Origin of the sequence: Variovorax paradoxus, assembly GCF_030815855.1 — a bacterium.
GTDB lineage: Bacteria > Pseudomonadota > Gammaproteobacteria > Burkholderiales > Burkholderiaceae_C > Variovorax > Variovorax paradoxus_M.
This window is the reverse complement of the sequence record NZ_JAUSXG010000001.1, coordinates 4,877,244-4,891,253: the sequence shown is the minus strand read 5'-3', so window position 1 is coordinate 4,891,253 and position 14,010 is coordinate 4,877,244. Positions and strand designations below refer to the sequence as shown.

Annotated in this window: 10 protein-coding genes; 7 read left to right on the top strand and 3 right to left on the bottom strand. The window is 68.2% G+C overall.

Annotated elements, in window-relative coordinates:
• The gene (locus QFZ42_RS23310; RefSeq protein ID WP_307703243.1) at positions 1–1,677 is read right to left on the bottom strand and encodes an alpha-amylase family glycosyl hydrolase; all 1,677 of its coding nucleotides are present in this window, start codon (positions 1,675–1,677) and stop codon (positions 1–3) included.
• A gap of 139 nt (positions 1,678–1,816) precedes the next feature.
• Between QFZ42_RS23310 and QFZ42_RS23305 the strand changes: the two genes are divergently transcribed.
• Positions 1,817–3,292 carry an FAD-dependent oxidoreductase gene (locus tag QFZ42_RS23305; protein ID WP_307703242.1) on the top strand — a complete coding sequence of 492 codons (1,476 nt, stop codon included), beginning with the start codon at positions 1,817–1,819 and terminating at the stop codon, positions 3,290–3,292.
• Between the two features lie 33 nt (positions 3,293–3,325).
• A complete protein-coding gene (locus QFZ42_RS23300; protein ID WP_307703241.1) occupies positions 3,326–4,501 on the top strand; it encodes a CMD domain-containing protein in 1,176 nt (391 codons plus the stop codon).
• Positions 4,502–4,504: 3 nt separating this feature from the next.
• Here the strand turns inward: QFZ42_RS23300 and QFZ42_RS23295 are convergent, their stop codons facing one another.
• Together QFZ42_RS23295 and QFZ42_RS23290 are read right to left on the bottom strand one after the other, a co-directional pair.
• Positions 4,505–5,584, bottom strand: a complete 1,080-nt coding sequence (locus tag QFZ42_RS23295; protein ID WP_307703240.1) for an NAD/NADP octopine/nopaline dehydrogenase family protein — start codon at positions 5,582–5,584, stop codon at positions 4,505–4,507.
• Entirely contained in the window at positions 5,577–6,554 is a 978-nt protein-coding gene (locus QFZ42_RS23290) for a Bug family tripartite tricarboxylate transporter substrate binding protein (RefSeq protein ID WP_307703239.1), read from the bottom strand. Before QFZ42_RS23290 ends, QFZ42_RS23295 begins: the two co-directional genes overlap by 8 nt.
• A 203-nt stretch (positions 6,555–6,757) precedes the next feature.
• Here QFZ42_RS23290 and leuS point away from each other — a divergent pair, with 203 nt between their 5' ends.
• From leuS to gshA, 5 genes are all read left to right on the top strand, one after another.
• On the top strand, positions 6,758–9,388 hold the full coding sequence (leuS, locus tag QFZ42_RS23285; protein ID WP_307703238.1) for a leucine--tRNA ligase: 2,631 nt from the start codon (positions 6,758–6,760) through the stop codon (positions 9,386–9,388).
• 15 nt (positions 9,389–9,403) lie between these two features.
• Complete coding sequence (locus QFZ42_RS23280; RefSeq protein WP_307703237.1) at positions 9,404–9,931, top strand: LPS-assembly lipoprotein LptE; 528 nt, start codon at positions 9,404–9,406, stop codon at positions 9,929–9,931.
• 26 nt (positions 9,932–9,957) lie between these two features.
• Positions 9,958–11,046: a DNA polymerase III subunit delta gene (gene holA, locus QFZ42_RS23275; RefSeq protein WP_307703236.1), complete on the top strand. Its 1,089-nt coding sequence runs from the start codon at positions 9,958–9,960 to the stop codon at positions 11,044–11,046.
• 133 nt (positions 11,047–11,179) lie between these two features.
• Positions 11,180–12,472, top strand: a complete 1,293-nt coding sequence (locus tag QFZ42_RS23270) for a glutamate-5-semialdehyde dehydrogenase (protein ID WP_307703235.1) — start codon at positions 11,180–11,182, stop codon at positions 12,470–12,472.
• Positions 12,473–12,593: 121 nt separating this feature from the next.
• Entirely contained in the window at positions 12,594–13,901 is a 1,308-nt protein-coding gene (gshA, locus tag QFZ42_RS23265; RefSeq protein ID WP_307703234.1) for a glutamate--cysteine ligase, read from the top strand.
• Positions 13,902–14,010 lie beyond the last annotated feature (109 nt).

The following is a 14,010-nucleotide window of genomic DNA, read 5'->3' as shown; positions in this document are numbered from 1 at the left end:
TCAAATCTGTTCCTCGCTGGCAGGTCGACCGAAAAAGACGCCGTAGGGCGCGAGCGTCAGCATGCGCTTGTCGCGGTCGACCTGCGCGCGGGCCTCGGCGGGCGGCGAATGCGGGTGACCCGTCAGCGGTTCGAGCGCCTCGCGCAGTGCCACCGACACACGCTCGCCGCCCAGGTTGAAGAGCGCCTGCATCGAGCGGTTCCCGTCGCGCCGTTCGAACCACAGCACCGGCTCCGGGGCGTCGAAGAAGGCGATGGCGCCCGTGCGCAGCAGCGGCTGGGTGCGGCGCCAGCGCAGCAGCGAGCGGGTGAATGCGAGCATCGAATCGCGGTCGCTGGCCTGCCGGTCGACGGCCAGCGGCAAGTGGCGGCCGTAGACCGGCAGCCACGGCCCGCCGGTGGTGAAACCGGCGTGGAGCTCGTCGGCTTTCCAGGGCATGGGCGTGCGGCAGCCGTCGCGGCCCTTGAACTCGGGCCAGAACGCGCGGCCGTACGGGTCTTGCAGCAGTTCGAACGGCACCTCGGCCTCGGGCAGGCCGAGTTCCTCGCCCTGGTAGATGCTGGCGCTGCCGCGCAGCGTGAGCAGCAGCGTGAGCCAGAGCCGGTCGCGCCGGGTGTCTTCCGGGGCGCCGTTGCTCCAGCGCGTGGCCACGCGCGGCACATCATGGTTGGACACGGCCCAGCAGCCCCAGCCGCCCGTGGGCGCGAGCGCTCGGTCGAGCGTTTCGACCTGGTGCCGCAGGTGGCCGGCGCTGTGCTCGGCCGTCAGCAGGCTGAAGCTGTAGGCCAGGTGCAGGCGCTTGCCCAGCTCGGTGTACTGCGCCATGACGGGCGGCGCGTTCTCGTCGCCGACTTCGCCGAGCGCGACCGCGCCATAGTCGTCGAGCAGCCCGCGCAGGTTCTCGAGGAAGCGCAGGTTCTCCATCTGGCTCTTGTCGTAGAGATGCTGCTGCATTGCATAGGGGTTGTCGGCCCGCACCGTGCTCACCTCGTCCAGCGACGCCACGCTGGCCGGCGGGTTGTCGCGCAGCAGCGCGTCGTGGAACTGGTGGTTGCAGGCGTCGAAGCGGAAGCCGTCCACGCCGCGCTCGCACCAGAAGCGCACTTCGCCCAGCAGCGCGTCCTGCACCTCGGCGCAATGGAAGTTCAGGTCGGGCTGTTCCTTGAGGAAGCTGTGCAGGTAGTACTGCCGGCGGCGCGAGTCCCATTGCCAGGCCGAACCGCCGAACACCGAGAGCCAGTTGGTGGGCGGCGTGCCGTCGGGCCGCGGGTCGGCCCACACGTACCAGTCGGCCTTGGGGTTGTCGCGGCTCGAGCGGCTTTCGGTGAACCAGGCGTGCTGGTCGGAGGTGTGCGACAGCACCTGGTCGATGATGATCTTCAGGCCCAACCCATGGGCGCGCGCCAGCATCTCGTCGAAATCGGCCAGCGTGCCGAAGATCGGATCGACCGCGCGGTAGTCGGCCACGTCGTAGCCGAAATCTTTCATCGGCGAGCGGAAGAAGGGCGACACCCAGATCGCATCGACCCCCAGCTCCGCCACGTGCGCGAGCCGCGACGTGATGCCGGGCAGGTCGCCGATGCCGTCGCCGTTGCTGTCCATGAAGCTGCGCGGGTAGATCTGGTAGATCACCGCGCCGCGCCACCATTCGCTGTTGCTGCCGTTGTTGCTGCGCATGCTGCCCCTGTGGTCTGAAAATCATTGTGGCATGCGAGATCCGGGCCCGGTCCATGCATGGGCTTGTCGGTCACATCTGAAAAGCTTTCTACACTGGGCAGGGGTTCCATGTGAACCCGTTCCCGTTCCGTACCGCAAGATGACATCCGACTCCGCTCCCCTCGCTCCCTCCACACCATCAGACGGCCTTGCCGCGCTCGAGCAGCGGCTCGCCAGGGATCTGGAATGCCTCGGCTGGCCCGCGCGCTCCTGGATGCCCGTTCGCGAACATGGCGGCGAGCCGGTGCTCGACGTGGCCATCATCGGCGGCGGGCAGGCGGGGCTCGCGGCTGCCGCGGCCCTGGCGCAGCAAGGCATCCGCGCGGTGGTGTTCGACCGCGCGCCGGCGGGGTTCGAGGGGCCGTGGGCGACCACGGCGCGCATGGAAACGCTGCGCTCGCCCAAGGAGCTCACCGGGCCCGCGCTGGGGCTGCCCTCGCTGACCTTTCGTGCCTGGTTCGAGGCCCAGTTCGGCGCCGAGGCCTGGGCCGCGATGGACAAGATCCCGCGCCTCCAGTGGATGGGCTACCTGCGCTGGTACCGGCGCGTGATGGACGTGGACGTGCGCAACGACATGGCCATCACCGGCATTCATCCGCTGGCCGATGGGCGCGCGGTACGCCTCGACCTGCGCACGCCGGCCGGAGCGCAGCGCGTGCTGGCACGGCGCGTCGTTCTTGCCACGGGCCGCGACGGCCTTGGCGGCCCTGCCGTTCCCGCTTTCGTCAACGCACTGCCGCGCGCGCAATGGGCGCACTCGTCGGACGAGATGGACTACGGCAAACTGGCCGGCCTGCGCGTCGGCGTGATCGGCGCGGGCTCGTCGGCCATGGACAGCGCGGCCACCGCGCTGGAGGCCGGCGCGCACAGCGTCGAGCTGCTGATCCGCCGGCCCGACCTGCCGCGCGTCAACAAGGGCAAGGGCGCCGGGGTGCCGGGCCTGACGCAGGGCCATTACGATCTGCCCGATGCGCTCAAGTGGCGCATCCGTCACTACATCAACGTGGCGAACGTGCCGCCGCCGCATGGCAGCACGCTGCGCGTGTCGCGCTTTCCGAATGCGTTCTTCAATTTCGGCTGCCCGGTTCTTTCGGTCGAGCCGCAGGGCACGTCGATGCGGGTGTCCACGCCCAGGGGCGATTTCGTGTTCGACTTTCTCATCGTGTCCACGGGCTTCAAGGTCGACTGGCGCAACCGTCCCGAGTTCGACGCCATCGCATCGCATGTGCGCACGTGGAAGGACCGCTTCGTGCCCGCGCCCGGCGACGAAGACCAGGAGCTGGCCGATTCGCCCGACCTCGGGCCGGTGTTCGAATTCCAGCCGCGCACGGCGGGCGAGTGCCCGGGGCTCGACCGCATCCATTGCTTCTGCTACCCGGCGGCCCTGTCGCACGGGACCGTGTCGGGCGACATTCCCGCGATCAGCGAAGGCGCCAGGCGGCTTGCGAGCGGCATGGCCAGCCTGTTCTACCGCGAAGATTTCGAGCACCATTTCGCGAACCTCGAGGCCTACGTCGAGCCCGAACTGTTCGGTGACGAATGGGTGCCCGCGCCACCGCCGGCCGAACGCACCTGAACCTGCAGACCCTCTTTCTTTTCATCGAAGCGCATGACAACTTCTTACGACTCATCTCCCGTCGTCGACGTGATCGACGCCGCGGTACCGCTGGCGCCGAATCAGGCCACCCGCATGCTGCGGCTGCAGCGCGACAAGGTCGTGGCGGCCACGCAAGGCAGCTATGACGCGATGTTCTCGCCCTCGGTGGAGGGCCTGTCGGTGGCCGAACGGCTGCTGGTCGCACTGCACGCCTGCAGTGTCTCGAAGGCGGCCACGCTTGCTGCGCATTACCGCGAGCGACTCCTGGCCGATGGCGCGGACCGCGAGCTCATTGCTGCCGTGGGAAGCGGCGCGCAGGTGGCGGATGCGCGCCTGCGCACGGTGCTGGCATTCACCGCCAGCCTGATCGAGCGCCCGATCGAGGGCGACCGCACCGCGGTGCGCGCGCTGGCGGACGCGGGCCTCTCGACGCCCGCTGTCGTCGCACTGGGCCAGCTGATCGCCTTTCTCTCCTACCAGGTGCGCGTGGTCGCGGGCCTGCAGGCGCTGGCCGCCGCGGAGCTGGCCTCGGAGCGACCGGCCGGGCCGGCCCCCGCAAGCCCGCACCCCGGTGCGAAGCACGAAGCGCTTCCAGCGAACACGCCGATCCGCATCAAGGGCTTCACCAACGAAGTGCTGGGCTGGAAGCCCTGGCTCGAACCCGTCGATGTCGCCGCGGCCACGCCGACGCAGCTGGCCGCGCTCGACGAGATGAGCCCGCAGGCGCGCACCTCGCCGTATTTCCTGGTGCTGGCGCACCAGCCCGAGATGCTGCTGCAGCGCTCCATCGCCTTCAACGCGATCATGTTCGCGCCGGGCGGCATGCCGCGCGCGGAGCGCGAGCTGGGCGCCACGGTGGAATCGCGCGTCAACGGCTGCGTGTACTGCGCCTCGGTGCACGCGCAGCGCTTCGAGCAGCTTGCCAAGCGCAACGACGTGATCTCGCAGGTGTTCGACGAGCCGGCTTCGGCCGGCACCACGCCGCGCGAGAAGGCGATTGTCGAGTTCTCGATCCGGCTCGGTGCCGAGCCCGGCAAGGTGTCGGCCGAGGACGTGCGAACGCTGAAAGAGGTGGGACTGGCCGAGCTCGAGGTTCTCGACCTGATTCATTCGGTGGCGCTTTTTGCCTGGGCCAACCGGCTGATGCTCAACCTGGGCGAGCCGGTGTTTCCCCAAGCCGTGTCATAAGCTTCACAGGCGGCCGAGCAGCCCGGCCACGGTTTCACGCGCCAGGCCGAGCGGTTCGAGCAGATCGTTTTCCCGCCGGTAATCGGCGCCGTTGACCAGCGACGCGGCATCCACGATGGTGCGCGTCGCGGGCGTGGGCACGCCGGCAATCCGGCCGAGTGCCTCCACGAAAGCCAGGCCGTAGGGCATGTCTTCGGTCAGGTAGCGGGTGTCGGTGCGCACCGGCCCCGGCGGGCCGCCGCGCTTGGCATGCAGCTCGGCCGCGATGTCTTCGAGCCGCGTCGATTCGGTGCCGAAGGAGCGCGCGAAGTGTTCCTCGATGGGACCGAGTTCGATGCCGAAGGCCTTGGCGACGGCGCGCCGCTCCAGGTCCAGCGCCTCGATGGCGCGGGCCACGCCGGGCGTCATACAGTGGTACTGCGGCCAGTTCTCGGCGCGCTCGATGCGGGTCCAGTTGAAGACGGCGAGCGGGCCGTGGGACTGCGGATTGACATTCGCGAGCGCGCTGGCGAGCGTGTTTTGCTGCGGGAAGAAGCCGTCGCCGAACAGGGCCGCGCACAGGTCGATGGCCTGCGAGAGGCTGGAGCTCGGCAGGGCGGACACGCCGACGGCCTTGCGCCGCGTCATGACCTTGACCTGCGTGGCGGATTCCCGCCGGGCGGTCAGCACCGTGGTGCCGAAGCTCGCGACCGTCACCTGTTTGCTCGCGCGCCTTGCGCTTTCATAGAGATAAAGCGACGACAGCGAGGCCATCGAGCTGACGATCACCGTCTGCCCGTCGCGCAGAAAGGGCAGCAGCGCGTCCATCACGTGCTTGTGGCCGTTGACCGGCAGCGCCAGCAGCAGCACGTCCGACACATGGCACAGCTGCGCCGCGTCGTTGGCGACTTCGACCGTCACCGTGCAGGGCTGCACGCCACCGGCTTCGAGCGGCTGCGTGCGCAGGGCCTCGGCGCCCTGGCCGCCCGGCGACCAGAGCGTGACGCCGTGGCCCGCCTGCCGCAGCCATGCCGCGCTGGCGAGTGCAATCGCGCCGGTGCCCGCAATGCCGACGCGATAGCGTCCTCCCGTGGCTTCAGTCAACCTTGATCCCGCCCTGCTTGATCACCGTCGCCCAGCGCTGGCTGTCCTCCGAAATGACCTTGCCCAGCGCCGCGCCGGCGCCGCAAGTGTTCACCGCGCCGAGCTGTGCGAAACGCTGTTTCGTTTCCGGCAGGTTGCACACCTCGACCAGTGCCGCGGAAAGCTTCTCGACGCTGGCCGCCGGCATGCGCGCAGGGGCCATCACGCCGACCCAGACCGGCACGTCCATGCCGGCGAGGCCCGTTGCTTCGGCCACCGTCGGCGGCGTGCCGAGGCTGGGGAGGGCCGCGCGGGAAAACGTGCCGAGCACGCGGGCTTTACCGCTTGCGACCATCGGCTCGATGGAGGCCGCGCTGGTCACGATCAACGCCACCTGTCCGCCGAGCAGGTCGGTCAGCGCCGGCGCCGCGCCGCGGTACGGCACATGCAGCAGGTTCACGCCGCCCGCCTGCGCCAGCAGCGCGCCCGTGAGGTGCGACACCGTGCCGTTGCCGGTCGAGGCGTAGGTCACCTGGCCGGGCTTGGCCTTGGCGTCGCGCAGCACGTCGGCCAGCGTCTTGTAGGGGCTTTCGGTGCGCACGGCCACGGTCATCGGCGTGTCGCCGACCAGCGCCACGGGCGCGAGGTCGTGTACCGGGTCGTAGGGCAGCTTGGCCTGCAGATGGGGCGCGATGGTGATGGCGCCGCCGGTGGCCAGCAGCACGGTGGCGCCGTCGGTCGCCTTGGCCACCGCGTCGGCCGCCAGGATGCCGCCCGCGCCCGCCTTGTTGTCGACGACCACGCTGCCGCCGAGCTTCTCGGTGAGCTTGGCGCCCAGGTAGCGGGCAATCACGTCCTGCGCGCCGCCGGGAGCGAAGGGCACGACGATGCGCAGCGGCTTGTCGTTGGCCGGCTGCGCATGAAGCGGCAGAACGGCGAGGCCGGCGGCGGCCGCGAGGCCCAAGGCGAGGTGTTTCAGCAGCAGTTTCATGGTGTTTTTCCGTCCGCATCATGCGATGGCAGTCGTGCATTTTTCGCGAAACACCGAGGAACCGGCTTTGCCGGGCCGCTGGTGTTGCCCCCGGTAGGGGGTGGGAGAAGCGACACGAAGTGCGCGAAGCCTGGGGGCGAGTCTAGTCCGGCGCGATAATCCGCCTTCCCCGGCCGCTCCGAGCCGGGCTCTGCCGAACCGTCATGAACCCCAGCTACAAACCCAGCGACGTCGAGTCCGCTGCCCAGGCGCAATGGAGCGCCGCCGATGCCTACCGCGTCACCGAGGACGCGGGCCGTAAAAAGTACTACGCCTGCTCGATGCTGCCGTACCCGAGCGGCAAGCTGCACATGGGCCATGTGCGCAACTACACGATCAACGACATGCTCACGCGCTACCTGCGCATGAGCGGCTACAACGTGCTGATGCCCATGGGCTGGGATGCGTTCGGCCTGCCGGCCGAGAACGCGGCGCTCAAGAACGGCGTGCCGCCGGCCAAGTGGACCTACGAGAACATCGACTACATGCGCGGCCAGCTCCAGGCCATGGGCTTGGCGATCGACTGGAGCCGCGAGATCGCCACCTGCGATCCGAGCTACTACAAGTGGAACCAGTGGCTGTTCCTGAAGATGCTCGAAAAGGGCATTGCCTACCGCAAGACCCAGGTCGTCAACTGGGACCCGGTCGACCAGACCGTGCTGGCCAATGAGCAGGTGATCGACGGCAAGGGCTGGCGCACCGGCGCCACGGTCGAGCGCCGTGAAATTCCGGGCTACTACCTGAAGATCAGCGACTACGCCGAAGAGCTGCTCGAGCACACCCAGCACAAGCTGCCGGGCTGGCCCGAGCGCGTCAAGCTGATGCAGGAGAACTGGATCGGCAAGAGCGAGGGCGTGCGCTTCGCCTTCACGCACGACATCCAGGACGCGAGCGGCCAACTGATCCAGGACGGCCGCATGTACGTGTTCACCACGCGCGCCGACACCATCATGGGCGTGACCTTCTGCGCCGTGGCGCCCGAGCATCCGCTCGCCGCGCATGCCGCCACGCTCGACCCCAAGGTCGCGGCCTTCATCGAGGAATGCAAGGCCGGCGGCACCACCGAGGCCGAGCTCGCCACGCAGGAGAAGAAGGGCGTGCCCACGGGCCTCACGGTCAAGCACCCGATCACCGACGAACAGGTGCCGGTGTGGGTCGGCAACTACGTGCTCATCAACTACGGCGACGGCGCCGTGATGGGCGTGCCCGCGCACGACGAGCGCGACTTCGCCTTCGCCAACAAGTACGGCATCGAGATCATCCAGGTGGTGCTGGTCGACGACGAGCCGCACTTCGACTATCACAAGTGGCAGGACTGGTACGCCGACAAGCAACGCGGCGTGACCATCAACTCCGACAACTTCAGCGGCATGACCCACAAGGAGGCCGTGGCCGCCGTGGCACACGCGCTGGCCCAGAAGGGCCTGGGCGAGATGCAGACCACCTGGCGCCTGCGCGACTGGGGCGTGAGCCGCCAGCGCTACTGGGGCACGCCGATCCCGATCATCCATTGCGACGAGCACGGCGCGGTGCCGGTCCCCGAGCAGGACCTGCCGGTGGTGCTGCCGACCGACTGCGTGCCCGACGGCTCGGGCAACCCGCTGGCCAAGCACGAAGGCTTCCACGCCGGCGTGGTCTGCCCCGTCTGCGGCAAGCCCGCGCGGCGCGAGACCGACACGATGGACACCTTCGTCGACAGCTCGTGGTACTTCATGCGCTACTGCGACCCGAAGAACGACCAGGCCATGGTCGCCGAGGGCGCGGACTACTGGATGCCGATGGACCAGTACATCGGCGGCATCGAGCATGCGATTCTTCACCTGCTGTACGCGCGCTTCTGGACCAAGGTGATGCGCGACCTCGGCCTGGTGAAAGTCGACGAGCCCTTCAGCAAGCTGCTCACGCAGGGCATGGTGCTGAACCACATCTACTACCACCGCGACGAGCGGGGTGGCAAGAACTACCACCCGCCGCTGGAAGTGACGCCCGTGCTCGACGCGCAGGGCCGCATCGTCGGCGGCACCACCGCGGACGGCAGCAAGGTCGAATACGGCGGTGTCGGCAAGATGGGCAAGAGCGAACGCAACGGCGTCGACCCGCAAGACCTGATCGAGAAGTACGGCGCCGACACCGCGCGCCTGTACACCATGTTCACCGCGCCGCCCGAAGCCACGCTCGAGTGGAACGACGCGGCCGTCGAAGGCAGCTACCGGTTCCTGCGCCGGGTCTGGAACTTCGGCGTGGCGCAGGCCGACGTGCAGCCCGTGGCGGCCGGCGGCCAGTCCTTCGGCAAGAACGCCCAGGCGCTGCGCCGTGAGGTGCACACCGTGCTGCGCCAGGTCGACTACGACTACCAGCGCATGCAATACAACACCGTGGTGTCGGGCGCGATGAAGCTGCTCAACGCGCTGGAGGGCTTCAAGCCCGACGGCAGCGCCGGCGACACCGCCGCGCTGCGCGAAGGCTTCGGCATTTTGCTGCGCTGCCTGTACCCCGCCACGCCGCACATCGCCTTCCAGCTCTGGCAACAGCTCGGCTACGACAAGGAACTCGGCGGCCTGCTCGATGCGCCTTGGCCGGTGGTCGACGTGGCCGCGCTCGAGCAGGACGAGATCGAGCTCATGCTCCAGGTCAACGGCAAGCTGCGCGGCGCGCTGCGCATCCCGGCCGGTGCTTCCAAGGCCGAGATCGAGCAACTCGCGCTCTCGTGCGACGACTTCGTCAAGTTCGCCGAAGGCGCGCCGGCCAAGCGCGTCATCGTGGTTCCCGGCCGGCTGGTCAACGTGGTCATTTGAACGAACGACAGAAGCATGAAGAACAACCATCGCATTGCCTCGCTGCCGCGCCGCGGCCTTCTTCTGGGTCTCGCCGCCGCGGGCGCGGGCCTGGGCCTGTCCGGCTGCGGGTTCGAGCTGCGCAAGGCACCCGTGTTCGCGTTCAAGACACTGTCGGTGTCGGGCAATTCGGAGCTGATCAACCGCCTGCGCCGCGAAATGCGCGCTGCGGGCACCGTGACGCTGGTGCCGGCCACCGAGGCCCAGACCGCCGACGCGATCCTCGAGATCCTTGGCGAAAACCGCGACCGCATCGTGATCTCGACCAATTCGGCCGGGCTGCTGCGCGAACTGCAACTGCAGCTGCGCGTGCGCTTCACGCTGCGCACGCCGGGCGGCAAGGCGCTGCTGCCGCCGACCGAGGTATCGCAGACGCGCGACCTGAGCTTCAACGAGACCAACGCGCTCGCGAAAGACGGCGAGGCCGAGCTGCTGTACCGCGACATGCAAGCCGACATCGCACAGCAGCTGATGCGCCGCCTGGCGGCCGTCAAGGAACTCTAGGCGCGGCCTGCGCCCTGCCGCGACTCATGCAACTTGCCAGCGCCCAACTCGGCTCCCATCTGCAGAAGGGGCTGAAGCCTCTCTACACGATCCACGGCGACGAGCCCTTGCTCGCGCAAGAGGCCGCGGACGCCATTCGCACCGCGGCCCGTGCGCAGGGCTACACGGAGCGCAGCTCGTACACCGCGGCCGGCGCGCACTTCGACTGGAGCGCGGTGCTCGCGGCCGGCGGCTCGCTCTCGCTGTTCGCCGACAAGCAGATCGTCGAGATCCGCATTCCTTCGGGCAAGCCCGGCAAGGACGGCAGCACCGCGCTGCAGCAGCTGGCCGAGGCGGCCCAAGGCAACGACAGCACGCTGACGCTGGTGATGCTTCCGCGGCTCGACAAGGCCACGCGCACCGGGGCCTGGTTCTCGGCGCTCGAGAACAACGGCGTGAGCCTGCAGGTCGACCCGATCGAACGCGCCGCGCTGCCGCAGTGGATCGCGCAGCGCCTGGGCCTGCAAGGCCAGCGCGTGATGCCGGGCGACGAAGGGCAGCGCACGCTGCAGTTCTTTGCCGACCGGGTCGAGGGCAACCTGCTTGCGGCGCACCAGGAAATCCAGAAGCTCGCCTTGCTGCATCCGGCGGGCGAGCTGAGCTGGGAGCAGGTCGAAGGCGCGGTCAACAACGTGGCGCGCTACGACGTCTTCAAGCTCTCCGAAGCGGTGCTCGCCGGCAACCCGCAGCGCGTGGCGCGCATGCTCGACGGCCTGCAGGCCGAGGGCGAGGCCGAAGTGCTGGTGCACTACACGATCGCCGAGGACATCCGCGCGCTCAAGCGCGTGAAAGACGCCATGGCTTCGGGCCGGCCGCTGCCCATGGCGCTGCGCGAAAACCGCATCTGGGGTCCGCGCGAGCGTGCCTTCGAACGCGTGCTGCCCCGACTCGACGACCGCATGCTGGCCCGGCTGCTGCGCGCCGCGCATGTGGTGGACGGCATCTGCAAGGGGTTGAAGCAGCCCGATTGGCCCGCGAGCGGATGGCAGGCGTTGCAGCGGCTGGCGCTGATGCTGTGCCGCGCCTGCAGCAGCGCTGCTCTTGCTCCCTCTCCCTCCGGGAGAGGGGTGGGGTGAGGGCCGGCGGCCTTCATTGCGTCGCGCGTTTTCGGGTGCCGCAGCCCTCCCCCTGGCCCTCTCCCAGGGGGAGCGGGGACAAAGCCCAAGGGTGCAAAGCCCCGGGGTGATCCAAATGCAGGAAAATGCCGGCATGAACGCGTTCAACGTCAGCGAGCACATGCAGACCCTCGGCCTGCAAGCCAAATCCGCCGCATTCCTCATGGCCCGTGCGGATGCAGCTACCAAAAACAGAGCATTGAAGGGCCTGGCCAAGCGCCTGCGCGAAGCCGGGCACGGGTTGGCAGCCGCCAATGAGAAGGACCTGGCGCGCGCCACGGCCGCAGGCCTGTCGGCGCCGATGGTCGACCGCCTCAAGCTCACGCCCAAGGTCATCGAGACCGTGGCCCTGGGCTGCGAGCAGCTTGCCGGCATGGCCGACGTCATCGGCGAGATCATCGGCATGAAGCAGCAACCCAGCGGCATCCGCGTGGGCCAGATGCGCGTGCCGATCGGCGTGTTCGGCATGATCTACGAGAGCCGCCCCAACGTGACGATCGAGGCCGCGAGCCTCGCCATCAAGAGCGGCAACGCGGCCATCCTGCGCGGCGGCTCGGAAGCCATCGAGTCGAACAAGGCACTGGCGCTGCTGGTGTCCGAGGCGCTGGCCGAAGCCGGCCTGCCGGTGGATGCAGTGCAGCTGGTGCAGACCACCGACCGCGAGGCCGTGGGCCAGCTCATTGCGATGCCCGAGTTCGTGGACGTGATCATTCCGCGCGGCGGCAAGGGCCTGATCGAGCGCATCAGCCGCGACGCCAAGGTGCCGGTCATCAAGCACCTCGACGGCAACTGCCACGTCTACGTCGACGACACGGCCGAGTTCGAGATGGCGCTGCGCATCGTCGACAACGCCAAGACCCAGAAATACAGCCCCTGCAACGCGGCCGAAGGCCTGCTGGTGTCGGCGACGGTGGCGGAAGACTTCCTGCCCCGCATCGCGGCCATCTTCGCGGCCAAGGGCGTGGAAATGCGCTGCGACCCGGTCGCAGCCCGCATCCTGCGCGCGGACGATGCCGCCGGTTCCAACGCAAGAATCGTCGATGCGGTGGAGTCCGACTGGTCCGAGGAATACCTGGCCGCGGTGATCAGCATCAAGGTGGTCGAGGGCGTCGACGAGGCCATTGCCCACATCAACCGCTACTCGAGCCACCACACCGACGCGATCGTCACGCGCGACCATGTGCATGCGCAGCGTTTCCTGCGCGAGGTCGATTCGGCGAGCGTCATGGTCAATGCGAGCACACGCTTCGCGGACGGTTTCGAGTTCGGCCTGGGGGCCGAGATCGGCATCAGCACCGACAAATTCCATGCCCGCGGGCCGGTCGGCATCGAAGGGCTGACTTCGCTGAAGTACGTGGTGCTCGGGCAGGGCGAAGTCCGCAGCTGAGGCCCGGAAGGCGGACGGACTGAACCAAGTCCGTTGTACGTAGTCTTGTCATTGGGGCGGCCACCCCCAAATCCTACAATTCCGCTCTACCTTTCAAGTACAAAACCAACAAGGCCGCCGCATGGTTCCGCATCTCGTCACCGCCCTGACCGGCCCGATCAACGAACTGGAGCAGCGGGTACTCGACTCCACGCCCGCCATCGAGCGCTGGTTCCGGCTCGAATGGATGGAGCACACGCCGCCGTTCTACAGCGCGGTCGACATCCGCAACGCAGGCTTCAAGCTGGCGCCGGTCGACACCAATCTTTTCCCGGGCGGCTGGAACAATCTCACCAAGGAGATGCTGCCGCTGGCGGTGCAGGCCGCGCAGGCCGCCATCGAGAAGATCTGTCCGGAAGCGCGCAACCTGCTCGTCATTCCCGAGAACCACTCGAAGAACACCTTCTATCTCGCGAACGTCGCCCAACTGGTGCGCATCTTCCACATGGCGGGACTCAACGTGCGCGTCGGGTCGATCGATCCGGCCATCAAGTCGACCAAGAAGATCGCGTTGCCCAACGGGGACACCGTGACCCTGGAGCCCGTGGTGCGCAGCAAGCGCCGCCTCGGGCTCAAGAATTTCGACCCCTGCACCATCCTGCTCAACAACGAGCTCTCGGCCGGCACGCCGGGCATCCTGGAAGACCTGCACGAACAGTACCTGCTGCCGCCGCTGCATGCCGGCTGGTCGGTGCGGCGCAAGAGCAATCACCTGCACAGCTACGAAGAGCTGTCCAAGCGCTTCGGCAAGCTGCTGGGCATCGACCCCTGGCTGATCAACCCCATCTATGCGCGCGCCGAGGGCGTCGATTTTGCCGAGGACCGCGGCATCGACGTGCTGACCAGCCACGTCGATGCGGTGCTCACCAAGGTGCGCCGCAAGTACAAGGAATACGGCATCAACGAGAAGCCCTTCGTGATCGTCAAGGGCCATACCGGCAGCGACGGCCCGGGCGTGATCACGGTGCACGACGCCAAGGAAGTCGAAGGCCTCGTCGGCAAGTCGCGGGGCGCCGCGAGCAGCAAGGTCGCTGCGGGACGGGAACTGCGCGAGCCCGGCGAGGTGATCGTCCAGGAAGGCGTGCTGACCAACGAGCGGGTGCACAACGGCGTGGCCGAACCGGTGGTCTACATGATGGACCGCTATGTGGTGGGCGGCTTCTACCGCGTGCATGCCGAGCGCAACCCCGACGAGAACCTGAAGTCCCCGGGCGCGAGCTTCGTGCCGCTGGCTTTTTCCGAAAGCGCGCATCTGCCGCAGCCCGGCGCCAAGCCCGGCGCGAGCGCGCCCAACCGCTTCTACATGTACGGCGTGGTGGGCCGGCTGGCCATGGTGGCGGCCAGTTATGAGATGGAAGCCACGGATCCGGACGCCGAAATCTACGAATGATTTTCCGCGGCGGCTTGCGGCGGCGGCGGTCGGCGGCAAAATAGCGGCCCCACAGCAAAGGAAACAAAAGGGCGGAGGGATGCGCGCGGCGGCCGGAAATAATTCCACC